Below are 24987 nucleotides of genomic sequence, written 5' to 3'. Positions count from 1 at the left end.
AAGAGGCACCAAAAACCAGTGCCCCTTTTCAATAATTTTATTTATTATTTCGCCTGAATATATCCTTTAGCTTTTAATGTCTCAGCACAGAGAACTGCTCCACCTGCTGCACCTCTTACTGTGTTATGAGAAAGTCCTACGAATTTCCAGTCATATACAGTATCTTCACGAAGACGTCCTACGGATACGCCCATACCATGTTCGAAGTTTACATCCTCTGTAACCTGTGGACGGTTGTCCTCTTCAAGGTACTGGATGAACTGCTTCGGAGCACTTGGAAGCTCTAATTCCTGTGGAAGTCCTTTGAACTCTACCAATGCTTTGATCAGCTGTTCTTTTGTTGGTTTCTTGCGGAATTTAACAAATACAGCTGCTGTATGTCCGTTTAATACCGGTACACGGATGCACTGGCATGTGATAACAGGTTCTGTAGCCGGTTTGATCACACCGTCTTCTACTTTACCCCAGATTCTTAACGGCTCTTTCTCACTCTTCTCTTCCTCGCCGCCGATGTATGGAATGATGTTTCCAACCATTTCCGGCCAGTCTTTGAATGTTTTACCTGCTCCGGAGATTGCCTGATATGTAGTAGCAACTACTTCATATGGCTCAAATTCTTTCCATGCAGTTAATACAGGAGCGTAGCTCTGAATAGAGCAGTTTGGTTTAACAGCGATAAATCCGCGTGTTGTTCCAAGACGTTTCTTCTGGGATTCGATTACATCGAAGTGTTCCGGGTTGATTTCCGGCACTACCATAGGTACATCCGGTGTCCATCTGTGAGCACTGTTGTTGGAAACAACCGGTGTCTCTGTCTTAGCATATTCTTCTTCGATCTTCTTGATCTCTTCTTTTGACATATCTACTGCAGAAAATACGAAATCAACTGTTGCAGCAACTTTCTCTACTTCATTTACGTTCATAACGATCAGTTTTTTTACAGCTTCCGGCATTGGAGTATCCATTTTCCATCTTCCGCCAACTGCCTCTTCGTATGTTTTTCCTGCACTTCTTGGACTTGCAGCTACAGTTACTACTTCAAACCATGGATGATTCTCAAGCAGAGAAATAAATCTCTGACCTACCATACCTGTAGCACCCAAAATACCAACTCTAAGCTTCTCACTCATAATATCTTTCTCCTCTTTATCTACTATCCGCATTTTCATTGTACTAATCTAACCAGCTGGATGTTCTCCATCTACTTCGCTACATAAATCTGCATCTGGAAAATACCCTGATACTTATCAGCGACCTGATATCTCTCGCGGACATTTTTATCTGCGTGTCTTTATATTACGCACATCTGTCTTTCTTGTACATACTATACCAAACTAAAGTAAAATGCAAGTATTTTTTTAATTTTCTTCCAGATATTTTTTATTCTCTGCGATCACTTTCTCCATCACATCCGGTCCCGGAGCTCCGATGGTCATACGTTTCTCTACGCAGGTACGCATGCTGATTGCTTCATAGATGTCGTTTTCAAATACAGGGCTGATTGCTTTATAATCTTCAAGTGGAAGTTCATCCAGAGAGATTCCCTTATCAATACATGTAAGCACCAGACGGCCTACGATACCATGAGCATCGCGGAAAGGCACTCCATGATTTACCAGATAGTCTGCTGCATCTGTTGCATTTGTAAAGCCATTCTTTGCACTTGCTTCCATGTTCTGTTTATTGAACTGCATGGTAGAAATCATTCCTGTAAAGAGGGCAAGGCAACCCTTTACTGTGTCGATTGCGTCAAAGGTAAGTTCTTTATCTTCCTGCATATCTTTGTTGTATGCAAGCGGGATTCCTTTCATGGTGGTAAGGATGGATGTTAACGCACCGTATACACGTCCTGTCTTTCCTCTTACCAGCTCTGCGATATCCGGATTCTTTTTCTGCGGCATGATACTGCTTCCTGTACTGTAAGCATCATCGATTTCCACGAAACGATATTCGTTAGAGTTCCACATGATGATTTCTTCGCAGAAACGGCTCATGTGCATCATGATCGTGGAGAATGCAGACAGAAGTTCAATTACATAGTCTCTGTCTGAAACGGAATCCATACTGTTTCTTGTCGGTCCGTCGAAGCCAAGAAGCTGTGCGGTGTATTCTCTGTCAAGTGGATAAGTTGTTCCTGCCAAAGCACCTGCACCCAGAGGACAGGTGTTCATTCTCTTACGGATATCTGCAAGTCTGCTTCTGTCACGTACAAACATTTCAAAGTATGCGCCAACATGATGAGCCAATGTAACTGGCTGTGCTTTCTGAAGATGGGTAAAGCCTGGCATATATGTGTGGACATTTTCTTCCATGATTTTCTGAAGTGCTTCGAGAAGTTTCTTCACAAGCTCATCTGTCTCGTCGATCTCATCTCTTACATAAAGTTTCATATCCAGAGCTACCTGGTCGTTACGGCTTCTTCCTGTGTGAAGCTTCTTTCCTGCATCTCCGATTCTGTCGATGAGGTTTGCTTCTACAAAGCTGTGGATATCTTCATATTCAGATGTGATCTCAAGTTTTCCAGATTTTACATCTTCAAGGATTCCGTCCAGTCCTGCTTCAATCTGATCTTTTTCTTCTGATGTCAGGATTCCCTGTTTTGCAAGCATCGCTACATGTGCTTTGCTTCCTCTGATATCCTGCTCGTAAAATTTCTGGTCGAAGGAGATTGATGCGTTAAAGTTATATACAAGTTTGTCTGTTTCTTTAGTGAAACGTCCGCCCCAAAGCTGTGCCATAGTATTTTTCCTCGTTTCTTCTTATTTTTCATAATTACTTTTATGTGTCAGTGTATCATATTTTTTCTGGATTGCAAAGTAGTAGTTTCGATCTTCTGACTCTCACCTGGAGTAGACGCAGCCACAATAATTCTGGCGGTAGAGGTCGTATTCATGTGAGAGTTCTATAGAGCGTTTATAGCCGTTTTTCTTTTTGAAATCAGATGGAAGATGCTCTACATGATAGATTTCTGCCAGTTCTTCTCCGATTTCATTAATCTTGGCAGCATTCTTGAGTGGGCTGATTGACAGAGTGGTCGTAAAATAGTCAAATCCACCTTCTGCTGCCAGACGTGCCGCTTCTTCCATTCGCAGACGATAACATTTAAAGCAGCGTTCGCCACCTTCCGGTACATTCTCCAGGCCTTTTGCCATCTGGAAAAATTCCTGTGGATCATAGTGACCCTCTACCAGTTTTACCGGATGAACAAATTCCATGGAATTTACCAGACGTGTGATCTCATGTACACGTTTCTGATATTCCTCTTCCGGATAAATATTTGGATTATAATAAAAAACTGTAATGTTAAAATATTGAGACAGATATTCAAGCACATAACTGCTGCAAGGTGCGCAGCAACTGTGAAGAAACAGACTTGGGACTTTCTGTTCTTTCTGTGCCTGATCTATAAGTTTCTCCAGTTCTTTCTGATAATTTCGTTTATTCAATGCTTTTTTATTCCTCTCTTTTAGCACCGTATATCTTTCAGATGCATATTTGATGCATATTTCATTTTTCAGCTGTTTTTTACAAAACGTAATGCTTTTTTACATTCTCCGATACGTTCCCCCATTTTTACAATGGTTTCATATCCTTCTTCCGTATTATCGAGCAAGTCATAATCGATACGGACTTTTCCTGGCTGTAATAACAGAATTACTGTAGAACCGCCAAACTCAAAGTTGCCTTTCTCCTGCCCTTTCTTTACTGTAGCAGTCTTTTTCTGAAGATTCGAAATTTTCCCAACCATCATCGCTCCAACTTCCATCATCAGGATCGTACCAAATTTCTCCGTCTTCAACAGACAATATTCTCTGGCATTTTCTTTATAGATAGGGTATACATCATTTGCCGCCGGATTTACTGTATGAAAAACTCCGGGAAGTGTCACATTTTCGGACTTTCTGCCATCCGCAACGTAACAGTAGTGGTGATAGTCATCCACTGTCAGGCGGAAAATCAGTGCATATCCATCTGTGTATCGTCTGGCAAGCTGTTCATTTTTCAGAAGCTGTCCGACTGTATATTCTGTATCTTTGATATTGAAGCGGGAATCCGAACTGATCCTGTGTACAGAAAGTTTTCCATCACAGGGACTTACCAGTATATTCTCCCGCATATCTATCGGCCGTTCCTCTTTTCGGATACGCCTTTTGAAAAAATCATTCCATGAAGAAAAGTTCTGTTTCTCATAAAGACTCAGATCTATTTTATTGTGTTCTGCAAAATCAGGTACAAATCTGGCAGAAAGTCTGGTGTTCAATACTATTCCCGCCGCTTTTGACACAAAAGGCCTGATCAGGAGCTTCAGGCAAAGTCGTCCGCCACGATCATTATATAAATGTCTCAGGAGTTTATCCTGACTGTTTTCTTCAATGGTTATATTCCCTTTTCTGTCAATATACTTCATTTGTTTTCCTCCAATTGTAACTGCATGTGATGCCGTTCACTGCAAATCATATTACTATGCACTATTGAACAGTAATATGCCAGCAAAATAAAATACAGCCGCAGCCTCCCTACATTCAGGAACCGCTGCGGCCAGTCAACAGTCATATTCATTTTATATCAAACGGAACATCTTCGCAAGTGCAAGTGCCACCACTGCTACCAGCAGAACACGCACCGGATTCTGCGGTTTCTTTACCTTAATATTTAAGATAAACAGAATACCTACTACGATTACCGCAATATGTATCACAATCAGGAAATATAATCCACAATACCGTCTCATAAGATAGAGAAATGGCAGGATGATCGCCATAGATGTAATCGGAAGCCCCTGATAATATTGTCTGTTCTCAGAGGTTTCACTCTGTCTTTTTGCTTCTGTCACATTGAAGTATGCAAGACGAATCACTGATGCAACACTGTAAAAGATCAATGCTGCGACTCCTCCTGATGTGTTAACTCCAAGGCAATAGCAGATCATTGCCGGAAAGATTCCGAAACAAACCACATCACACAGAGAATCTATCTGGATTCCAAAACTTTTCTCATCATCTGTACGATTCTTCTTCGTCCTGGCGATTTTTCCATCAAACATATCACACAATCCGGAAAGTGCCAGACAGAAAATCGCAATCTTGAAGTTCCCCTCCAACGCTCTTGTAATTCCAAATACTGAGATTCCAAGACTGATATATGTCAGCACCACCGTATAATCATAAAATCCTAATAACATAATTCCCCCCTACTTTTCTTCTTGTTCTTTTCTTCCTATCACGAGATGTGCCACACAGGTCATTGCCGCACTGATCAGCATCTGTGCATAATAGGAAATTCCTCTGCTAAGCAGCATAGCCGGAAGCAATGCCTCTCCAAAAACCGGCGCAAACATCACCAGATAAAGAGATTCGCTGATCCCCATTCCCCCGGGCAAAGGCAGCATATCAACAGAAACAGATATAACTGACTGTAAAATCGTAAGGGTCACGATCGAATATCCTCGAAATCCCAGCGAACGATATACCCAGTATGTAACTGTAAATAACATAATTCTCTGCACCATTGTGATCAGAAATACTTTCAAAATCACCATCTTATGTCCTGCCCAGAAAGCAGCTGTCTCATGATACTGATCCATAGATGCTTCCAGATTCTCAAGTCTTGTCTTCTTGGGCTTAAGAAAACGAAAATGCTCAATCAGTTTCAGACCTTTTACCATGATCCATTTCGCCAGACCCGGAGCAAATACAAGGATCAGCATAAAGGTAACACAAAAAATATTCAGCCCTACTCCCAGGTAAAACACCCACATATACTGTCCGAGGTAGCCTTTCAGGAATCCCTTTCCAAACAGCCAGATCACCAGACCGATTACAACCAGAACCGCCTTGTAAGTAATGGTAACGATCATCAGAACCAGTGTAGTGACCGGTATCGGCAGTTTGTCCTTTTTCATATAATAAATCTGCATTGGCTGTCCGCCGGATGCTGACGGAGTGATGCAGCTGAAAAAGAAACCTACAAAAGAATACAGAGCGCAATGTCCCATCTTCACTTTTGCTCCCAGGGTTCGCATCATATAAAAAATGATCACTGACTCCCCAAGTATAAATAATACTACGCAAACCACACTGATCAGAAGATAAACCAGATCAGCCTGCTGCACTGTATGAATGATCTCGCCCAGATCCTCGCCCCGAAATACCATATATACGGTCAGGGAAAACACAAGGATCAGAAAGACGGTGTTAAGTATCGCTTTTTTCTTATCTCTCATTTGTTTACACTTTCTTTTACAGTTTCTTACAGCATCCGTCTGATCTTTTATAGTTCCTGTTCACTGTATGCGCAGTAACCTTTTAGTTCCTGTTCACTCCGTTCTCAGAAACACCTTTTATGTTACTGTTCACTCCGTGCCCAGTAACACGCTTCGCGATGCACAGAATTTATGCTATTCGCATAAATACGCGCGGTATGTCTCGGGATTTTGGCATTCTCATGCCAAAACACCTCGCGGGATAGTGGCGAGTGAACAGTAACCCTTTTATACTTTATGTTAGTATGATTTTCGGTCTTACTTGTAATTACAGTCAAAATACTATAGTTTATCCATTATATCATACCTTACGCTTTCTGCATATCATAAATTATAAAAAACGTTACTGTTCATACGTCGTTACTATTCACACGACACTATCCCGCGAGGCGTTTTGGCATGGAAATGTCAAAATTCCTCAGGATACTAAATCATTACCGTTTTTTATCCGATAATATAAAACTTATAATCCCACTATTATAAATGGAGGTATCTGTATGAAACCACTGCTGGATATTACAGATGTCAGTCTCTCCTACCACGACTTAACGGGGGAAACCCCTGCTCTTTCTCATATATCCTTTCAACTGATGCCCGGCGAATTTCTCGCCATTGTCGGGCCTTCCGGATGTGGAAAATCCACATTACTGAATCTGATCTGCGGATTGATCCAGCCAGAACAGGGACAGATTCTTCTCGATGGCATCCCTGTCACTTCCGGTGACCGCCGTATCGGATATATGCTGCAGAAAGACCATCTATTGGAGTGGCGGACAATTTATAAAAATGTTCTTCTTGGACTGGAGATTCGCGGAGAACTTACCACCGAAAAACTTTCCTATGTCGATCAGATTCTTTCTGATTACGGTCTGGACAAATTCCGTCTGGCACGCCCTTCGCAGTTATCCGGCGGAATGCGCCAGAGAGCTGCACTGATCCGGACTCTGGCATTAAAGCCGGAGCTTCTGCTGCTTGATGAGCCATTCTCTGCCCTCGATTATCAGACCAGGCTCAATGTCAGCGATGACATCGGTAAAATCCTTAAGCAGGAGAAAAAAACTGCGATTCTTGTCACACATGACATTTCAGAAGCCATCAGCATGGCAGACCGGGTTATTATTCTCTCATCCCGGCCTGCCATTATTCGTAAAATCGTACCAATCCATTTCAATCTTGAAAACCGTACCCCGATGTCTTCCAGAAATGCACCAGATTTCAAATTCTACTTTAACCTCATCTGGAAGGAGTTAAACCATGATGCCTGAATCTTCATACTATCAGCAACAATATATATGCCGTCAGAAAAGAGAAAAGAAATTCATCAGTTTCCTGAGAATTTTTATTCTTCTTCTCTTTTTGATTCTGTGGGAAATTTCCGCCAGAGCAGGACTGATCGACTCTTTTATCTTCAGCAGTCCATGTATGATCTGGCATAGTTTTTACAGCATGTGCAAAGATGGTTCTATTTTTCCGCACCTTACTGTAACCATCACAGAAACTCTGATCAGTTTTCTCTTCGTGGTGCTTCTGGGTGCAGGTATGGCAGTTCTTCTGTGGATCTGTCCCAGAATTGCGAAAATCACAGAGCCTTATCTGGTTGTATTGAACAGCCTTCCAAAATCGGCACTGGCACCTTTGCTTATCGTATGGCTTGGTGCCAATGAGCGGACAATTATCGTCTGTGGAATGTCAGTCGCTGTTTTTGGTTCGATTCTGAATCTCTATACAGGATTCTGTGAAGCAGACCCGGAAAAACTCAAGCTCATCGAAACACTCGGCGGCGGCAAGAAAGAAAAACTTACAAAAATTATTCTTCCATCTTCTGTTCCGCTGCTGCTTAGTGTTATGAAAGTAAACATAGGTCTGTGTCTGGTAGGTGTGATCATAGGAGAATTTATCGGTGCCCGGAAAGGACTTGGCTATCTGATCATTTATTCCAGCCAGACCTTTAAACTTACCTGGGTGCTGATGTCCATTATCATCCTGTGCATCATCGCCATTATCCTGTACGGAATCCTTGGACTTATTGAAAAAAGGACTCACAGATAATTGTTATTTTCTTTACCGCTACCAGTTATAACGAGGCAGCCGCAAAATTAACTTCAAATTAACTTCAAATTAAATTTAATGTTCTGATAAAAAAGAAATCCTGAAAAATCAGATATCTCAGCAGCTCTCTTGCTTCATTTAAATCTGATCTTCAGGATTTCTTTTTTCTTTATCTCTCACACATTTTCAGAAACACTTTATGAATTTCATCATTTTCGTCCAGTTCCGGATGAAATGCCAGTGCCAGCTGATTTTTATATTTCACTGCCACGATTTTTTCCTCTGCTTTCGCAAGTATCTGTACTCCATCTCCCACTTCTGCCACATATGGAGCACGGATAAATGTCATAGGAATTTCTCCAATTCCTTCCAGTCTGGCTTCTGTATGAAAGCTGCCAAGCTGTCTTCCGTAAGCGTTTCGTTTCACTGTCACCGGCATGGTCTGTAAATGCCCTTCCTCGCCGCCTTCCAGTTCTTCTGCAAGCAGAATCATTCCCGCACAGGTAGCCAGAACCGGCATTCCTGATTCTATCTGGGATTTAATGGTATCGAACATTCCAAGCTCTTTCAGAAGTTTCCCCTGTACAGTACTCTCGCCTCCCGGAAGCACCAGCCCGTCATAATGCTGTGACAGATTTTCTGCTTTTCTAAGTTCAATACAGTCTGCACCCAGTTTCTCCAGTTTTTTCTCATGTTCAATAAATGCGCCCTGTACTGCCAAAACTGCTATCGTCATTATTTGCCTCTTTCCGCCATAAGGATCTGAATTTCACTTTCATTGATACCAACCATGGCCTCTCCAAGATCTTCGGATAATTCTGCGATCATCTTTGCATCTGTATAGTTTGTCACTGCTTTTACGATCGCATTGGCTCTTTTTGCAGGATTACCGGATTTGAAGATACCAGAACCAACGAATACGCCTTCTGCGCCAAGCTGCATCATCAAAGCTGCATCGGCAGGAGTCGCAACACCACCCGCTGCGAAGTTTACTACCGGAAGTTTGCCGTTTTTATGTACATATTCTACCAGTTCGTATGGTACCTGGAACTGTTTTGCAGCCTCGAAAAGTTCATCTTCTCTCATACTTGTAAGCTGTGCGATCGCACTGTTCATCTTACGCATATGGCGTACTGCCTGTACGATATCTCCTGTTCCCGGCTCACCTTTTGTACGGATCATGGACGCGCCTTCATTGATTCTTCGAAGTGCTTCTCCCAGATCTTTTGCACCGCATACAAACGGAACTTTGAAGTTTCTCTTATTAATATGATAAATATCATCAGCAGGAGATAACACTTCACTCTCATCGATATAGTCAATCTCGATTGCTTCGAGTACCTGTGCTTCCACAAAATGTCCGATTCTGCATTTCGCCATGACCGGAATCGAAACTGCATTCTGGATTCCCTGGATCATCTTCGGGTCACTCATTCTGGAAACACCACCTGCTGCACGGATATCTGCCGGAATTCGTTCCAGTGCCATAACTGCACATGCACCTGCTGCCTCTGCGATCTTTGCCTGCTCCGGTGTGGTAACATCCATGATGACACCGCCTTTTAACATCTGTGCAAGCTGCTTATTTAATTCATATCTGTTTTCCATGTGAAATCTCCTCTCTGTTTCGTATCTTGTAATTTTCTGATTCTCTTTTCCACCGTTAATCGTAGTAATCATGTTACTGTTCACTCCGTTTTCAGTAACACGCTTCGCGATGCATAGAATTTATTTCAATTTTTTCTGTACGAATCAGCATGGACAGAGTATAATGCAAAAGTGAATATATTTAAATCGTCAATTCAGATATATTCAGTAAGGTCAGATTGGAGAAAATATTACAAATGATTACCTATAATTTCACAAATACAGGGTCAGATTCTCTGTATGAATATTTATATAAATGCATCAAAAATGACATTTTACAGGGAAATATCAAGCCTGGGGAAAAATTACCATCCAAGCGCTCTTTTGCAAAAAATCTGGGTATAAGCGTGATTACTGTAGAAAATGCTTACGAACAGCTTATTGCAGAAGGTTATATCTATTCCATGCCAAAACGTGGCTTCTATGTTACCGATTTTAAGAAAGCTGTGGAAATCGAAAAAAAAAATATCACAAAAGAAATGATTCCTCTCACAAGCGGAGATTCCGGATATCTGGCTGATTTTTCCAGTAATCAGACACAATCTGAGCTTTTCCCGTTCACCATCTGGACAAAAATGGTCCGCGAAGTTTTAAATGAAAATCAGATGCAGCTGATGACGAACCCTCCATGCGGCGGCATTTTTTTCCTCCGCAAGGCTATCGCCACATACTTAAAAGAATTCCGTGGAATGACCGTCCTGCCGGAACAGATCATCGTAGGTGCCGGTACGGAATACCTGTACGGACTTCTGATCCAGCTTTTTGGCAAAGACAAGGTTTACGCAGTGGAAAATCCGGGATACAGAAAGATTCCTCAGATTTATAAGAGCTGGCAGGTACCATGCCAGTATATTGATATGGACAATGACGGGGTAAAAGTTTCCGAACTGGAAGAAAAGAAGGCTGATATCCTGCATATCTCCCCATCCCATCACTACCCTACCGGAATCGTCATGCCAATCAGCAGACGTTATGAGCTTCTTGGCTGGGCTTCCAGGGGAGAAAACCGATATATTATCGAAGACGATTACGACAGCGAGCTTCGCCTGAGCGGGCAGCCGATTCCCACATTACAGAGCATTGATGTCTCTGATAAGGTCATTTACATGAACACTTTTACCAAGACACTCTCCTCAACTGTCCGTATCAGCTATATGGTCCTGCCCAGACAACTTCTGGATGAATTTTATAAAAAGCTTTCCTTCTATTCCTGCACTGTGTCTAATTTCGAACAGTATACACTTGCAAAGTTTATTCAGGAGGGTTATTTTGAAAAACATATCAACAGACTTAGAAACTATTATCATTCCAAGCGTGATGCCCTGATTACTGCTATCAGAAACAGCCGGTTAAATGATTTCGTCACAATCTCAGGCGAGGAGGCCGGCGTTCATTTTCTTATGAAAATTGAAACCTCACAACCAGAAGAAAAACTGATCCAGTCAGCCGGTACGCAAAGCATAAAAATGGCGCCTCTGTCCGGTTACTATCATGTTCCCGGCGAGGCGCCCGATAATGTATATATTATGAATTATTCTTCTATAAAAATAGATGATATCAAGGAGATCGTTCACAGACTGAACCTGTGCATTTAACCGAATCGGCAAGTCCCTCCTGATAAAACGCGGAGCAGTTATTCGGTATCGAGCCACATATTTTACTTAGTCTTCCTTAAGGCTCTCTACAGCTTCTGTAAAGTCCTGAATGAGGTCCTTCGCATCCTCAATTCCCACACTGATGCGGATCGTATCAGCATATACACCGGCCTCAGCCATTGCTTCCGGCGTACTGTGAATATAAATCGTAGACGCCGGATGAATTACCAGTGTTCTCACATCTCCGATATTCGTGGCGATCTTTACATATTTCAGATGATTGATCAGCTGATATGCCCGTTCTTTCGAGCCGGTATGGATAGTCAGAATCGCGCCACCTTTTCCATGAAGCTGTTTTTGGGCAAGCTCATGGTATGGACTGGATTTCAACAACGGATAATTGACAGATACGTCTTCCAGCTTCTCCAATGCCTGCGCAAGCTGGAAAGCATTCTCACAGACCCGCTCCATACGCAGACCAAGTGTCTCCATTCCGATAATATTCAGATAGGCATTCATCGGAGCCAGACAGCCTCCCATATTTCGCCAGATTCCATTTCTAAGCTTCACCAGATAAGCAAATTTTCCATACTTTTTATATTCTTTCATTCCCGGATATCTCTCCGGATTCCACGAGAAGTTTCCACTGTCAATAATAATTCCGCTGATGGCATCTCCACTTCCGTTTATATACTTTGAAGTGGAATGTACGACCACATCTGCACCATACTGAATCGGATTGAGAAGATACGGAGTAGCCGTTGTACTGTCTACGATCAGCGGCACACCTTTTCCATGGAGGAAATCTGCAGTCTCACGCACATCCATTACATTCAACGCCGGGTTTCCTATGATTTCACCAAATACCGCCTTAGTTCTCTCAGTCAGAAGCGGCTCAATCAGTTCTTTTTCTACTCTCGGAATAAAATGTACCTTGATTCCAAATGCCTCCAAGTCATGAAGAAGGTCCAAAGTTCCTCCAAACAATGCGCTTCCGGCAATCACCTCATCGCCCGCCTGTAGAATATTAAGCAGTGACAAGGTAACTGCTGACATTCCGGAGGAACAGGCTACACCTCCGATTCCGCCTTCCAGCTCATTTACTCTTCGTTCAAAGGCATCCACTGTAGGATTTGCAATTCTGGTATACGCAAAACCCGGTGCCCGGTTCTGAAATACTTTCTCCAGCTGTTCTGATGACTCATAGGCAAACGCATTTGCCAGACTGATTGGCGGCACTGTGGAGCCATTTGCGTAATTATCTACTGATTTTCCATGTAATAATTTAGTCTGAAATTCCATGTCCATATTCCCCTTGTAAAATATATAATCATATCAGAAGCTCCAAAATATCTGTATCAACATATAGAGTTTCTGTTTTTATTATTTCATAGTGTTTTAGTATGAATAGTAGTATATTATTTTTATGTGAAACTGTCAAGAAATCTGCATATACCAAATTTTTATACGGATATATAGTTTTAATTTATATATTGATATCTTTCTATAACATTTATTTTTTAAAAAATTATTGCTGTTCACTACGTGACCAGTAACAAAAAATCGATATTTTTTCACAATTTGTCGAAAATTCATAGCTTTTTTCATACACATCTGGTAAAATTGTTGTAGATTATAATTTCAGCCAATATTTTTGTCTGAATAATATTCTTTTGCTTTCCAATACTGCGAAAACAGATATTCTGAAAGCAAAAACTACTACATAAGATTCATATAAGAACAGAAGGAGGCTCTTTATGAAAACAAGGAAAAAATGGTTAAGAAAAACAACAGCAATCTGTACAGCAGCTCTTCTGGGCACCGCTGTCATTCCATCTACAGCGTTTGCTGCAGACGACTATGCTTCCATTGAAAAAAATGCATGGGCAGAGGAAGTAAAAAATATGGCATCTTCCTATGCAGCCTCTATAGAAGAAAGCCAGGCTCTTGTGTCTGGAATGCAGAGCGATATATCTCTGAAAATCGAAGATTCCGGTCGCTCTCTTCTTGGATTTGTTGCACCGTTTGATATTTCCTGGTTAAATGACATCACACTTGCCAATACCGTCTCTTTTACTGATGGAAAAGAGGGGCTTCTGATGAAAGTCCTCCTCAATGATAATCAGATCTGTTCTTTAGAATATTATCTTGATCCGGAAAGTCAGGATGTCTACATGCGTATTCCAGAACTCTCCGATAAATATTTTAAAACAAATCTGAAAGAAGCGGCTGATCAACAGGCTTCCAATATTGAAAGTGATATTGAAGAGTTAACTCCTGATGATACAGATGTTGATATTCCAACTGATAATTTTGCCTCAGCATATTCAGACAGTATCAGCCTGTCAGCTTCCCTGATGTCTGATCTGTCATCAGCACTGCCGGAAGCATCTGTAATTGAGGCGCTTCTGGACAAGTACGGTTCCATGCTCTTTGATAATCTGACCGAGGGCGAAAGCAGTCAGGAAACTCTTACTGCCGGAGATATCAGTCAGGACTGTACCGTATATGAAGGACAGATTTCATCTGCGGACGCTGTCAAAACCGCAACTGAACTCCTGGAAGCAGCCAAATCAGACAGCGACATCGAAAGCATTCTCAATACCTGGAACGATAAACTCTCCAGTGGCGAAAATCTATACGAAAGTTTCACTACTGCTGTGGACAAAGGTCTTAACGCCCTGAAAGACACTGACACCAGTGATTCCGAAGATTCTTACCTCTCCACTAAAATCTGGGTAGATGAAAACGGCAGAATCGCAGGACGCGCACTTGAAATTCAGGAAGGTGACACCACAACACCAATTCTCACCTGGCAGATGCCTGAAAATGGTTCCGATTTTGGTTATCTTCTTACCATCGCATCAGATGATATCAACACTTACTCTTTGTCCGGCTCCGGTCAGATTGATGGAGATAAATTAAACGGAACTTATGAACTCTCCCTTGCTGACAGTATTTCAGCCATTATTGAAGTAAAAGATTATGATACAGTTTCTGCAAAGGAAGGCAATTTAAATGGTAATTATAAGATTACTTTCCCATCTTCCGATACAGACAATGAAGATGATTACTATAGCTCAATACTTGAGAACTTTGCACTTGTTCTGGATCTGAATTCCGAAAAAGATTCCGGTTCTGTTGCTCTCTCAATAGAAAACGCGGGCAGTACGCTTGGTACTCTCAGCATTACAGGCGGTGCCGGCGAAGCTGTTGAGATTCCGGATCTGGCTTCACTGAAAGATGTTTATGATGCAAACAACAACGATGATATGAATGCTTATGCTGCTACACTTGACTTTACTTCAATTATGGATAATCTGTCAAAAGCAGGAGTACCGGATGAGGTCATCACTTATATTCTCAGTGGAGGAAGCGCTACAGAAGATAGTTCCGACACAGAAGCTTCAGAAAACAGCGAAACTTCCGATAATACATCTGATGGCTCTGATACAGATGCTGCAGCCTGATGTCAGATAGGAAACTTGCTTAATTCGGTTACACAATCAGAAAGTAAAATATATAATAGAAGGTCAGATATCGTAGAGGATATCTGACCTTTCATAACAGGGACTGTTGCAAAGATTGATGCAGCAGTCCCTTTCAAACGGATGAGGAAATTAAAATGAATACAACAGCAGATCTTGGCAAAGCTCCGATACGCACCCTGGTGCTTCAGCTTGCCATTCCTTCCATGACAGCCCAGTTTGTCAATGTACTTTACAGCATCATTGACAGAATGTACATCGGTCATATTGCCGGTCATGGTACGCTCGCACTTGCAGGTGCAGGGGTATGCGGCCCTATTGTCACGCTTCTCACTTCATTTGGCACATTGGTAGGAATCGGAGGTTCCATTACCATGGGAATCCGAATGGGTGAAAAAAATACAAAAAAAGCAGAACAGATACTGGCAAATTCTTTTCTTATGCTCAGTATTTTCTCTATTCTGCTGACTATCAGCTTTCTTTTACTAAAAGATAAGCTGCTCATGTGGTTTGGTGCAAGCGAAGCTACTTTTCCATATGCAAATACATATCTGACTATTTATACTGTGGGAACTTTCTTTGCATTGATGGCTACAGGACTCAATTACTTTATCAACTGTCAGGGCTTTCCGCTTGTAGGAATGTTTACCGTTCTCATCGGTGCAGGGTGTAATATCCTGTTGGATCCTGTTTTTATCTTTGGCTTTCATATGGGAATCGCAGGTGCCGCTGTTGCAACTGTGATTTCACAGATTCTCTCATGTATATTTGCCATGAGATTTCTGTTTGGTAAAAAAGTCCCTGTGAAGATTACATTCGGACAGTATGATACAAAAATCATGAATCGGATTCTTTCCCTGGGATTTTCGCCCTTCCTGATTCTTGCTACTGACAGTCTCATTCTGATTCTGCTGAACACAATTCTTCAAAAATATGGCGGGAAATCTCAGGGAGATATGTTTATTACCTGCGCAACCATCGCACAAAGTTACCTGCTTCTGATCACCTCATCGATGATTGGAATCAGCGGAGGTACACAGGCAATCCTCAGTTATAATTATGGTGCCAGACGTGCTGACAGAGTCAAAGATGCAGAAAGGAACATTCTGGGAGTAATGCTTATCTTTACCATCATTATGTTCCTTCTCTCCCGGCTTGTTCCCCGGTACTTTGTTCTGTTATTTACATCAGATCCACAATATATCAGTTTCTCTGTCTGGGCAATCCATACTTATACTCTGATGATCATTCCACTGAGCTTTCAATATGTATTCGTAGACGGTCTGACTGCCCTAGATCGTCCTAAAACAGGACTTGCACTCTCCGTAACCAGAAAATCACTCTTCGTTCTCAGTGCTGCCATCCTGCCTGTTTTCTTTGACGCAAAAGCTGCATTTTTTGCGGAACCTGTAGCTGACGGAGTCTGCTCCGTTCTCTCTACGGTTGTATTTTTGCTCCTGATCAACCGTCACCTGCAAAAGCGCTGCCAGACAGTCTGATTTATTTCAGAAGTCAGTTCCAATAGTATTTAATACCGATACATACTACTGCTGCTGTTGCAAGCTCACAGATCCAGAACGCATTCCACACAACTCCTGCTCCTGCAAAGAAGCACAGCACATAAGCTGCCGGAATGATCACGATAATATATCTTAATAAAGAAATCACCAGTGACTGGGTACCTTTTCCCAGTCCTTCCAATGCACCGGAAGCGGTAACCGAAACTGCAGATGGAATAAATCCGATACTGATGATTCTCAGTGCTGCTGTTCCCAGTCTCACTGTTTCCGGATTCTCAGTAAACAATCCCATCAATGGTCCTGAGGCTACGAAGCAGATAATCGTTCCCGCCAGCATGATCATTCCATTCAGGCAAAGAGAAAGTCCGAATATTTTCTTTACTCTCTTTGTCTCTCCGGCTCCGTAATTATATCCCATCAGAGGACGCATTCCCTGCACGATACCACTTGCCGGCAGATACAGAAATGTCTGTAATTTATAATAGATTCCCAGCACTACTACATAACTTTCTGAGAAAGCGGACAAGATCTGATTCAGGAAAGAAATCAGCACGGATGGAAGTGCAATATTCAGTATCGCAGGAACTCCGACCATATATAACTTGGCATCCAGATTCCTGTTCAATTTCAGATATTTTCTGCTGACTTCTACAGGAAGACTGCATTTCGCATATGCAATCAGATATACAATAACTGTAAACACCTGACCAAGCCCTGTTGCAAGTGCTGCACCCTTAATTCCCATTTTCGGAAAAAATCCTACGCCAAAGATAAGAAGTGGATCCAGGATAATATTGGAAATACATCCTACCAGAAGGCTGATCATTGTGATTTTCATTCTTCCTACTGCCTGGAAAATTTTTTCAAAAGACAGACTGACCATAATCACTACCGAAAATGCAAAGGCAATAGTGGAATACTGTGTTCCAAGCGTAATGACCTCCTGTTCTTTTGTAAACATTTTAAGGAATACCGGCATAAACGGAATACATAACGCGGTGATCACTATGCCATGGATAATATTAAAAAGCATACCATGCGTGGCAGCCGTATTTGCATTCCTTAAATTCTTTGCCCCCAGGTGGAAGGATATCTGTGCATTGATTCCAACACCGAAACCAATCGCAATCGCATTGATAAAATTCTGTACCGGATACACCAGAGACAATGCCGTCATGGCCTCTTCACTGATTTTTGCAACAAAAAAACTGTCTACAATGTTGTACAGTGAATTTACCAGCATGGACAGTACCATCGGCAGGGCCATAGATGCCAACAGTGGCAGTACCGGTTTTTCTTTCATAAAAGTATTGTTCATTCTTTTCCCCTTTCTTTAAAAATATCTGCTACCGCTTACAACAACCCGTAGTTTTGCATTATTGCCGTAATTACCGCAAAAAAATACCACACAATTATCATTACAGTTAATGTATGATAATTGTGTGGCGAAAAAAGTTTATGTTTATCATAAGACTAAAAAGTCCACACCAATTTTGGCGTGATAAACATACCATAGATTCCTGATATCTGTCAAGTATCTCTTATATTTTTAATTTTTAGCCGGATTAAGTGTTTCCAGCCATTTTACAACATTCTCCTGATCAGGTGCTGAATATGGCACTACAATACACATCGGTTCATAAGATACACCCAGTTTCTCTGCAAGCTCACTGTCTGTGATTGAAATATGTGTAGTATCTGTCTGCGACCCAAATGCTTCAAAATTATCTGCGCCCAGCAGTTCCTTCAGATCCACAAATACCTGGTTTTCATTTAAAGTCTGATAAAGTTCCTCCGGCATGACCATAATATCGATCGTTCCTGCCTGAACCTGTGTCACATAAGCCATCTGCGCAGTATAATTGAACTCTGACGGATCAGCATCCGTAGTAAGGTTGACTCCTATTTCTACTTTGCTGTACTTATCATCGCCATTACCAAGTGCTTCCTTGATTTCCTGTTCGAACTCATCGGTATCACTTACTGTTGAATTTACCACTGAAATGGACATGACTGTTTTTATCTTGGACTGTTCGTAAAAATCTTTCACGCCAAAGATAAGTGCAATTGCTATGATCACTCCAAAGATAGCTGGTTTATAATACATCCAGATATATTCCAGCTTCTTTTTCATTCCCATTCCTTTTAACTTTTCTTTTTCAATCAGGCGTCTTTCCTTCTTCGACAGATCCAGCTCATCCTTGATCTCCGGATTGAGTACACTCTCATCATGCTGCTCTGTCTGATTCACTCTCTTCTCCCTCTGTCTTGTGTCCTGATCTTGTTCTGCCATTTTTTCTCCTTTGTGCATTCTGCAAATTTCATTACTGCATTTACTGTAACCAGTGTGCCGAATTACTGATTACTATAACATATTTCTATCTTCGTGAACAGTTTTTTAAACGCATATTTAACGTAAAAACGCCCTGTATCATCCCCAGAGTAATCCCATACACCAAAAGCGGACGCAGCCATAAATAGCATAAACTGCTGTCAATTCCCACATGATGCGAAATCTTTTTCATTACATCAGCAACCGCCGGATGAAGCAGATAAATCAAAAATGCGTACTTTCGCCCTATTTCCGCCAGTATCGGTGAAATTTTCTTTTCTTTGCCATATAAGACAAGCCATAAAAACAGGCAGATGACCGCGATACAATTTCCCAGATAAATTTCTCTCGCATTCTGAAAAGAATATTCCAGAATACTAAGCGCTGCCCCTGCTGCCATACCAACAATAAGCAGCCATTTTATATGTCTTTCTGTATGCTTTTGAACAAAGCATTGATACATCTTATCCTGATATTCATGAATCATCTGTCCTGTCAGATAGAAACCAAATCCTGTAAACAGAAAGTTTCTGTATTCCATCGTATGATAAAATCCCCCGAAAAATCTGCAAAATTCCGCCCGCCACAAAAGCATTGCCAGCAATACAGGTATACAACAATATGCAGCTTTCCTAAGTTTCCATTTTTCAACAAAGAAATCAACTGCATAGCAATAAATCAGCGCCGGCAAAAACCACAAATGAGCTCTCACTACAGAAGTACTGTTATATAAAGCAAATTCTTTCAGATGACTACTGTCCGTAAGTTCTTTCAGCCATTCTCCTGTATCTTCCCCAGACAGAAACTTCATAATATATTCCCAGACAAGATAAAACAAAAGCGATATGAAAAAAAGTTTTAAAATATGCAAAATCTTAGATGGTATTTTATCCTCTGCTGTCTTCCCTTCATAATAGCAAAAATATCCCGATATCATAAAGAAAAACGGAACTGCACATCTGGCCAGAACCTTTATGATCTGTCCCACCTGCCCCGGAAAGCTTACATGAATAAACACCACGAGGCATGCAGCAACCGCCTTCGCCGCATCCAGACTTTTATTTCTCATTTCCCACCATTCCTTATCTGTAGTAATTTTTATATAATGATTTAACCAAATCAAGTAAGTACCCTGTTTCAATTGCAAAAAACAGTAAACCACAAGTAGAGATTGGCTTGTATTCCATTGAATCGTACTTCCAATTACAAACCAAAATTCGTAAAAATATCTCAATAGCTGGTTTTTAAATATAGCAAAGCTTTCAAGACATGTCAATCTTCAGGCCGAGGGCGAAGACATCAGCCAGCTTCTGTCTACTCTGGCAAGAAGTCTCGCGTTATGATATGCCATACGCAATGTCAGGCAAGTTCGCCCCAGATATTTACTTCCATCCGGTGTTTTCATACATGCAAGCGCCAGATCAGGTTTTCCCGGATGCCTCAGGCAGATTGGGATCAATAGCTGAATCGAGTGATTATAGTACTGTGGAATTGCAGTCTTATAATCTGCCTCCAGCATTCTTCTGGTCTGTTTTAGTGCACCATCAAACAGCTGCAGCCTCATACTGCTGTCCCTGACCTCTTTTGGCAGACGTGATGCATTCTCCTCATCTCCAAAAATGTGCTCATACTGCGGAATCACCGGAAGCTTCGTGTCAAATACAAGATCAGCGGGATTTTCCACATAACATGCCTTTGGTGGCAGGTTGGTGATTCCTTCTTTTAATAAATAATATTCTGTGTAAAAGCCATCCAGAAACCACAACTGCCTGTCCGGCACCAGATTGGGAATAAAGTACGCATAAATCGGCTGATAATAGTAATTAAAGAGTCCTGTATTGAATATTGCATAATTCTTTCTCTCACACACCTTATTTTCTTCGTAAAGGCGTTTAAATGTATGTTCCAGGTATCCTTTCAGGATTCCGTTATCATCTGTATCCGAAAAGCTCCACTTCTCCGGCACCATCCTTGCAAGATTCTGAATCTGCCGGTTATAATCGCCGCAGTAAGTAAAATCGAATAAATTAATCATCAGGCTCCTCCTGTTCCTGCACCTTTGATATTGTTTTCTTTTTATTTATTGTATTTTGGAAAAGCTATGGCAGAACTGCCATATTGTGATTTGTATAAAAAATCCACAAGTATATTGATATCTTTGACTTGATTTTTATTTACCATAGCACAATCACCACGAAAAGACAAGCTTTACTATCTTTCAAAAATATCAATATTTCAACATTTGTTACTGTTCACTGCGTTCTCAGTAACACGCTTCGCGATGCACAGAATTTATGCTATTCGCATAAATTCGCGCGGTATGTCTCGGGTTTTCTGTTGCCAGGCATCCGTAAGAAGCTGCCGGTGGCAGGTTCTGTAGGTGACCTTCGCTCACAAAAAACACCTCGCGGGATACTACCTGTGAACAGTAACCAACATTTTCTCCTCTTACCTGCTACTTGTAACCTGTCAGTAAACTATGTTATACTTCTGGCAACAGGCAAAAAATTCAACTAATGTGATCCTTTTCCTGTAATCCAGTTTATTTTTGAACAATACTATTTAAAGAAGGTTATTTCGTGAAAAAAGATGGCTATTACTCCTCCGGAGAATTTGCACGCATGGCACATGTAACACTACGTACCATTCGCTACTATGATAAACAAAATATTCTAAAACCATCCTATGTGACGGAATCCGGCGCTCGTTTTTACACAGACGAAGATTTCGCAAGACTTTCCCAGATTCTGCTTCTGAAATATCTTGGCTTTTCCCTTGACGATATCCGTGAAATGACTATTGATGATTCTGATTACCATTTCATGGAAAACTCCCTGAATATTCAGCTGAAACTCGTCCGCGACCGCATCGAGCAGATGCAGCTGGTAGAAAAAGCCATTCAGGATACAACCGAAGCAATCCGTTCACAGCATGCGATAGACTGGAATCAGATGCTTGACCTGATTCACCTCACCGGTATGGAAAAAAGTATGAAGAATCAATACCAGAATGCTTCCAATATCTCATCCAGAATCAACCTGCACAGTCTCTACTCCCAAAATAAGCAGGGATGGTTTCCATGGATCTATAAACAATGCCAAATTCATCCAGGCATGCGTATTCTTGAGCTCGGATGTGGTGACGGTGCACTTTGGACACAAAACATCCAGTTTCTTCCACAGGATATTTCCATTACCCTCTCTGATCTTTCCTCCGGAATGATCCGTGATGCCAGACGTGCACTCGGGCGAAAAGACAAACGTTTTTCTTTCGAAGTTTTTGACTGTGCGAAAATTCCACATAAAGGCTGTAATTTTGACCTGGTGATTGCCAATCATGTTCTCTTTTACTGTGAAGACATTCCTGCTGTGTGTAATGAAATCCAGCGTGTGCTCGTTCCCGGTGGGAAACTAATCTGCAGCACTTATGGCAGTCATCATATGCAGGAAGTCAGTCAGCTGGTCCAGGATTTCGATAATAGGATCGTTCTTTCCGCAGACAGACTTTATGAACGTTTCGGCAGAGAAAACGGTGCCGATATCCTTGCACCGTATTTTTCTGATATTTCCTGGGAATCCTATAATGACTCCCTTCTTGTCCCGGATGCAGAGCCACTGATTTCCTACATTCTGTCCTGCCATGGAAATCAGAACCAATATCTTCTGGACAAATATACAGATTTTCGAGGATTTGTATCACGAAAAACAAAAGATGGCTTCTTTATCACAAAAGATGCCGGTATTTTTCTTTGTGAAAAATAACCAAATTTTAACTTTTTTGTAAAAAGTACTTGAAGGTGACCTAAGGTCACCTTTTATAATACAATTACCAACGCCGGGAAATAGATTTCCGGCAAACTGACACTATATTGAACTCGATAAGTACAGTGACTTATTGGTTATGAGCAAGTAGCGAAAGCGGATTGCGAATATCCGATTGACTACATTATATGTTTAAAAGAGTCATCAATTTTTCACTGCACTGACAAATGAAAAAGGAGAATACGCATGAAAGGTATTATTTTAGCAGGCGGCTCCGGCACACGCCTTTATCCGCTTACAATGGTAACATCCAAACAGCTTCTGCCAATCTATGATAAACCAATGATCTACTATCCCATGTCTGTACTGATGAACGCAGGAATCCGCGATATCCTGATCATCTCTACGCCGCAGGATACTCCCCGTTTTGAGGAACTTCTTGGTGACGGACATCAGTTTGGCGTACACCTTACTTACGCCGTACAGCCAAGCCCTGACGGACTTGCTCAGGCATTTATCATCGGCGAGGAATTTATCGGTGATGATACAGTTGCCATGGTTCTCGGCGATAATATCTTCGCAGGACATGGACTGAAGAAAAGACTGAAAGCTGCTGTAAAGAACGCAGAATCCGGCGAAGGTGCTACTGTTTTCGGATACTATGTAGATGATCCGGAGAGATTCGGTATTGTAGAATTTGACCATGAAGGCAAGGCTATCTCAATTGAAGAGAAACCGGAGCATCCGAAGAGCAACTACTGTGTCACAGGTTTATACTTCTATGACAATCGCGTCGTAGAGTATGCAAAAAATCTGAAACCAAGCGCCAGAGGCGAACTTGAGATCACAGACCTGAACCGCATCTATCTGGAAAAGGGCGAATTAAACGTAGAGCTTCTCGGACAGGGATTCACATGGCTGGATACCGGCACACATGAAAGTCTTGTAGAAGCTACCAATTTCGTAAAAACAATGGAAAGCCACCAGCACCGTAAGATCGGATGTCTGGAAGAGATTGCATATCTCAACGGCTGGATCACCAAAGACGAGGTACTGAAGGTTTATGAGGTACTGAAGAAAAATCAGTATGGCCAGTATTTAAAAGACGTTCTGGATGGTAAATATTTAGACGTACTTCACTGATTCAAAATCTGTTTTCTGATTTTGCCGTATTTTTTCAGTTAAACAGAAATTGAACTATTTGCCCGTAATCCTTTCTTTCCGTAATCTGTCAGCAGTTCTGTTTCTGACAGATTACAGCAGAAGATGTAATTATAATTTCAAAATCAAAGGAGAATTTTAATGAACATTATCGTAACCGGCGGTGCCGGATTTATCGGAAGTAACTTTATTTTTCACATGTTAAAAAAATACCCGGATTACCGCATCATCTGTCTGGACTGTCTGACCTATGCAGGAAATCTTTCCACTCTTGCACCTGTCATGGACAACCCAAATTTCCGTTTCGTAAAAGAAAGCATCACAGATCGCGAAGCAGTTTACAAACTCTTTGAAGAAGAACACCCTGATATGGTTGTAAACTTCGCAGCAGAGAGTCACGTTGACCGCTCCATCGAAAACCCGGAAGTTTTCCTTACCACAAATATCATCGGTACTGCTGTTCTTATGGATGCATGCCGCAAATACGGTATCAAGCGTTATCATCAGGTATCCACTGATGAAGTTTACGGAGATCTTCCATTAGACAGACCTGACCTGTTCTTCACAGAGGAAACTCCGATCCACACAAGCAGCCCTTACAGCTCTTCCAAGGCTTCTGCAGACCTTCTGGTACTGGCTTACCACAGAACCTACGGACTGCCTGTATCTATCAGCCGCTGCTCCAATAACTACGGACCATATCATTTCCCGGAGAAACTGATTCCGTTAATGATCGCCAACGCATTAAATGACAAACCACTTCCTGTTTACGGAAAGGGTGAAAATGTACGTGACTGGCTGTATGTAGAGGATCACTGCCGCGCGATCGACCTGATCATCCACAAAGGACGTGTAGGCGAAGTTTACAATGTAGGTGGTCACAACGAAATGACAAACATTGATATTGTTAAGATCATCTGTAAAGAGCTTGGCAAACCGGAAAGTCTGATCACATATGTGGCAGACCGTAAAGGTCATGATATGCGCTATGCCATTGACCCCACCAAGATTCACAACGAACTCGGCTGGTTACCGGAAACAAAATTTGCAGACGGTATCAAGAAGACCATCAAATGGTATCTGGATAACAAAGAATGGTGGGAAACTATCATCTCCGGCGAATACCAGAACTACTACGAAAAAATGTACGCAAACCGCGGGGAGGCATAATT

At 41.6% G+C, this 24987-nt stretch carries 21 protein-coding genes; 8 read left to right on the top strand and 13 right to left on the bottom strand.

Going from position 1 to position 24987, the window contains the following annotated elements:
• Positions 1 to 44: 44 nt before the first annotated feature.
• From asd to WKT11_RS06335, 6 genes are all read right to left on the bottom strand, one after another.
• Complete coding sequence (gene asd / locus WKT11_RS06360; RefSeq protein WP_117676240.1) at positions 45 to 1130, bottom strand: aspartate-semialdehyde dehydrogenase; 1086 nt, start codon at positions 1128 to 1130, stop codon at positions 45 to 47.
• 228 nt (positions 1131 to 1358) lie between these two features.
• On the bottom strand, positions 1359 to 2738 hold the full coding sequence (gene argH, locus WKT11_RS06355) for an argininosuccinate lyase (RefSeq protein ID WP_117676241.1): 1380 nt from the start codon (positions 2736 to 2738) through the stop codon (positions 1359 to 1361).
• A gap of 102 nt (positions 2739 to 2840) precedes the next feature.
• Positions 2841 to 3446: an epoxyqueuosine reductase QueH gene (locus tag WKT11_RS06350; RefSeq protein WP_117676242.1), complete on the bottom strand. Its 606-nt coding sequence runs from the start codon at positions 3444 to 3446 to the stop codon at positions 2841 to 2843.
• 68 nt (positions 3447 to 3514) lie between these two features.
• Positions 3515 to 4408: a phosphatidylserine decarboxylase gene (locus tag WKT11_RS06345; protein WP_118247574.1), complete on the bottom strand. Its 894-nt coding sequence runs from the start codon at positions 4406 to 4408 to the stop codon at positions 3515 to 3517.
• Between the two features lie 153 nt (positions 4409 to 4561).
• Complete coding sequence (locus WKT11_RS06340; RefSeq protein WP_340283276.1) at positions 4562 to 5182, bottom strand: CDP-alcohol phosphatidyltransferase family protein; 621 nt, start codon at positions 5180 to 5182, stop codon at positions 4562 to 4564.
• Positions 5183 to 5191: 9 nt separating this feature from the next.
• Positions 5192 to 6223 (bottom strand): lysylphosphatidylglycerol synthase transmembrane domain-containing protein, encoded by a 1032-nt coding sequence (locus WKT11_RS06335; RefSeq protein ID WP_117676245.1) that lies wholly within the window; start codon positions 6221 to 6223, stop codon positions 5192 to 5194.
• Positions 6224 to 6759: 536 nt separating this feature from the next.
• Between WKT11_RS06335 and WKT11_RS06330 the strand changes: the two genes are divergently transcribed.
• Positions 6760 to 7527 (top strand): ABC transporter ATP-binding protein, encoded by a 768-nt coding sequence (locus tag WKT11_RS06330; RefSeq protein ID WP_117844972.1) that lies wholly within the window; start codon positions 6760 to 6762, stop codon positions 7525 to 7527.
• On the top strand, positions 7520 to 8311 hold the full coding sequence (locus WKT11_RS06325) for an ABC transporter permease (protein ID WP_334295137.1): 792 nt from the start codon (positions 7520 to 7522) through the stop codon (positions 8309 to 8311). Before WKT11_RS06330 ends, WKT11_RS06325 begins: the two co-directional genes overlap by 8 nt.
• 169 nt (positions 8312 to 8480) lie before the next feature.
• Here WKT11_RS06325 and pdxT read toward each other — a convergent pair whose 3' ends face one another.
• Together pdxT and pdxS are read right to left on the bottom strand one after the other, a co-directional pair.
• Positions 8481 to 9047 carry a pyridoxal 5'-phosphate synthase glutaminase subunit PdxT gene (gene pdxT, locus WKT11_RS06320; RefSeq protein ID WP_117844968.1) on the bottom strand — a complete coding sequence of 189 codons (567 nt, stop codon included), beginning with the start codon at positions 9045 to 9047 and terminating at the stop codon, positions 8481 to 8483.
• The gene (gene pdxS / locus WKT11_RS06315; RefSeq protein ID WP_117676311.1) at positions 9047 to 9919 is read right to left on the bottom strand and encodes a pyridoxal 5'-phosphate synthase lyase subunit PdxS; all 873 of its coding nucleotides are present in this window, start codon (positions 9917 to 9919) and stop codon (positions 9047 to 9049) included. The genes pdxT and pdxS overlap by 1 nt, the downstream gene beginning before the upstream one ends.
• 236 nt (positions 9920 to 10155) lie before the next feature.
• Between pdxS and pdxR the strand changes: the two genes are divergently transcribed.
• Complete coding sequence (gene pdxR, locus WKT11_RS06310; protein ID WP_340283271.1) at positions 10156 to 11553, top strand: MocR-like pyridoxine biosynthesis transcription factor PdxR; 1398 nt, start codon at positions 10156 to 10158, stop codon at positions 11551 to 11553.
• A 66-nt stretch (positions 11554 to 11619) separates the two neighbouring features.
• Here pdxR and WKT11_RS06305 read toward each other — a convergent pair whose 3' ends face one another.
• The gene (locus tag WKT11_RS06305) at positions 11620 to 12855 is read right to left on the bottom strand and encodes an O-acetylhomoserine aminocarboxypropyltransferase/cysteine synthase family protein (protein ID WP_340283269.1); all 1236 of its coding nucleotides are present in this window, start codon (positions 12853 to 12855) and stop codon (positions 11620 to 11622) included.
• Positions 12856 to 13310: 455 nt separating this feature from the next.
• Between WKT11_RS06305 and WKT11_RS06300 the strand changes: the two genes are divergently transcribed.
• Both WKT11_RS06300 and WKT11_RS06295 read left to right on the top strand, forming a co-directional pair.
• On the top strand, positions 13311 to 15023 hold the full coding sequence (locus tag WKT11_RS06300) for a hypothetical protein (RefSeq protein ID WP_340283267.1): 1713 nt from the start codon (positions 13311 to 13313) through the stop codon (positions 15021 to 15023).
• A 155-nt stretch (positions 15024 to 15178) separates the two neighbouring features.
• Positions 15179 to 16540, top strand: coding sequence for an MATE family efflux transporter (locus WKT11_RS06295; RefSeq protein WP_340283265.1), 1362 nt, complete (start codon positions 15179 to 15181; stop codon positions 16538 to 16540).
• Positions 16541 to 16553: 13 nt separating this feature from the next.
• Here WKT11_RS06295 and WKT11_RS06290 read toward each other — a convergent pair whose 3' ends face one another.
• The 4 genes from WKT11_RS06290 to WKT11_RS06275 all read right to left on the bottom strand — a co-directional run bounded on the left by WKT11_RS06290 (position 16554) and on the right by WKT11_RS06275 (position 20928).
• Positions 16554 to 17879, bottom strand: coding sequence for an MATE family efflux transporter (locus WKT11_RS06290; protein WP_340283263.1), 1326 nt, complete (start codon positions 17877 to 17879; stop codon positions 16554 to 16556).
• Between the two features lie 231 nt (positions 17880 to 18110).
• Complete coding sequence (locus WKT11_RS06285) at positions 18111 to 18854, bottom strand: hypothetical protein (RefSeq protein ID WP_340283261.1); 744 nt, start codon at positions 18852 to 18854, stop codon at positions 18111 to 18113.
• 85 nt (positions 18855 to 18939) lie between these two features.
• Complete coding sequence (locus WKT11_RS06280; RefSeq protein ID WP_118410958.1) at positions 18940 to 19962, bottom strand: acyltransferase; 1023 nt, start codon at positions 19960 to 19962, stop codon at positions 18940 to 18942.
• A 210-nt stretch (positions 19963 to 20172) separates the two neighbouring features.
• The gene (locus tag WKT11_RS06275; protein WP_242986785.1) at positions 20173 to 20928 is read right to left on the bottom strand and encodes a DUF3825 domain-containing protein; all 756 of its coding nucleotides are present in this window, start codon (positions 20926 to 20928) and stop codon (positions 20173 to 20175) included.
• A gap of 544 nt (positions 20929 to 21472) precedes the next feature.
• Between WKT11_RS06275 and WKT11_RS06270 the strand changes: the two genes are divergently transcribed.
• From WKT11_RS06270 to rfbB, 3 genes are all read left to right on the top strand, one after another.
• Positions 21473 to 22654 (top strand): MerR family transcriptional regulator, encoded by a 1182-nt coding sequence (locus tag WKT11_RS06270; RefSeq protein ID WP_117844959.1) that lies wholly within the window; start codon positions 21473 to 21475, stop codon positions 22652 to 22654.
• A gap of 246 nt (positions 22655 to 22900) precedes the next feature.
• Positions 22901 to 23797 (top strand): glucose-1-phosphate thymidylyltransferase RfbA, encoded by an 897-nt coding sequence (gene rfbA / locus WKT11_RS06265; protein WP_117676257.1) that lies wholly within the window; start codon positions 22901 to 22903, stop codon positions 23795 to 23797.
• Positions 23798 to 23956: 159 nt separating this feature from the next.
• On the top strand, positions 23957 to 24985 hold the full coding sequence (rfbB, locus tag WKT11_RS06260; RefSeq protein WP_019161142.1) for a dTDP-glucose 4,6-dehydratase: 1029 nt from the start codon (positions 23957 to 23959) through the stop codon (positions 24983 to 24985).
• Positions 24986 to 24987 lie beyond the last annotated feature (2 nt).

Source organism: Blautia sp. HCN-1074 (genome assembly GCF_037890165.1).
Lineage (GTDB): Bacteria > Bacillota > Clostridia > Lachnospirales > Lachnospiraceae > Blautia_A.
Note: the sequence above shows the minus strand (reverse complement) of the source record. Positions and strands in the feature narration are given on the sequence as shown.

Coding starts and splice junctions, on each gene's coding strand:
- rfbB (WP_019161142.1), top strand. CDS start 23,957: ATGAACATTATCGTAACCGGCGGTGCCGGATTTATCGGAAGTAACTTT.
- WKT11_RS06285 (WP_340283261.1), bottom strand. CDS start 18,854: ATGGCAGAACAAGATCAGGACACAAGACAGAGGGAGAAGAGAGTGAAT.
- WKT11_RS06275 (WP_242986785.1), bottom strand. CDS start 20,928: ATGATTAATTTATTCGATTTTACTTACTGCGGCGATTATAACCGGCAG.
- WKT11_RS06295 (WP_340283265.1), top strand. CDS start 15,179: ATGAATACAACAGCAGATCTTGGCAAAGCTCCGATACGCACCCTGGTG.
- WKT11_RS06325 (WP_334295137.1), top strand. CDS start 7,520: ATGCCTGAATCTTCATACTATCAGCAACAATATATATGCCGTCAGAAA.
- pdxS (WP_117676311.1), bottom strand. CDS start 9,919: ATGGAAAACAGATATGAATTAAATAAGCAGCTTGCACAGATGTTAAAA.
- rfbA (WP_117676257.1), top strand. CDS start 22,901: ATGAAAGGTATTATTTTAGCAGGCGGCTCCGGCACACGCCTTTATCCG.
- WKT11_RS06280 (WP_118410958.1), bottom strand. CDS start 19,962: ATGAGAAATAAAAGTCTGGATGCGGCGAAGGCGGTTGCTGCATGCCTC.
- pdxR (WP_340283271.1), top strand. CDS start 10,156: ATGATTACCTATAATTTCACAAATACAGGGTCAGATTCTCTGTATGAA.
- WKT11_RS06330 (WP_117844972.1), top strand. CDS start 6,760: ATGAAACCACTGCTGGATATTACAGATGTCAGTCTCTCCTACCACGAC.
- WKT11_RS06335 (WP_117676245.1), bottom strand. CDS start 6,223: ATGAGAGATAAGAAAAAAGCGATACTTAACACCGTCTTTCTGATCCTT.
- WKT11_RS06305 (WP_340283269.1), bottom strand. CDS start 12,855: ATGGAATTTCAGACTAAATTATTACATGGAAAATCAGTAGATAATTAC.
- asd (WP_117676240.1), bottom strand. CDS start 1,130: ATGAGTGAGAAGCTTAGAGTTGGTATTTTGGGTGCTACAGGTATGGTA.
- WKT11_RS06345 (WP_118247574.1), bottom strand. CDS start 4,408: ATGAAGTATATTGACAGAAAAGGGAATATAACCATTGAAGAAAACAGT.
- WKT11_RS06300 (WP_340283267.1), top strand. CDS start 13,311: ATGAAAACAAGGAAAAAATGGTTAAGAAAAACAACAGCAATCTGTACA.
- WKT11_RS06340 (WP_340283276.1), bottom strand. CDS start 5,182: ATGTTATTAGGATTTTATGATTATACGGTGGTGCTGACATATATCAGT.
- pdxT (WP_117844968.1), bottom strand. CDS start 9,047: ATGACGATAGCAGTTTTGGCAGTACAGGGCGCATTTATTGAACATGAG.
- argH (WP_117676241.1), bottom strand. CDS start 2,738: ATGGCACAGCTTTGGGGCGGACGTTTCACTAAAGAAACAGACAAACTT.
- WKT11_RS06290 (WP_340283263.1), bottom strand. CDS start 17,879: ATGAACAATACTTTTATGAAAGAAAAACCGGTACTGCCACTGTTGGCA.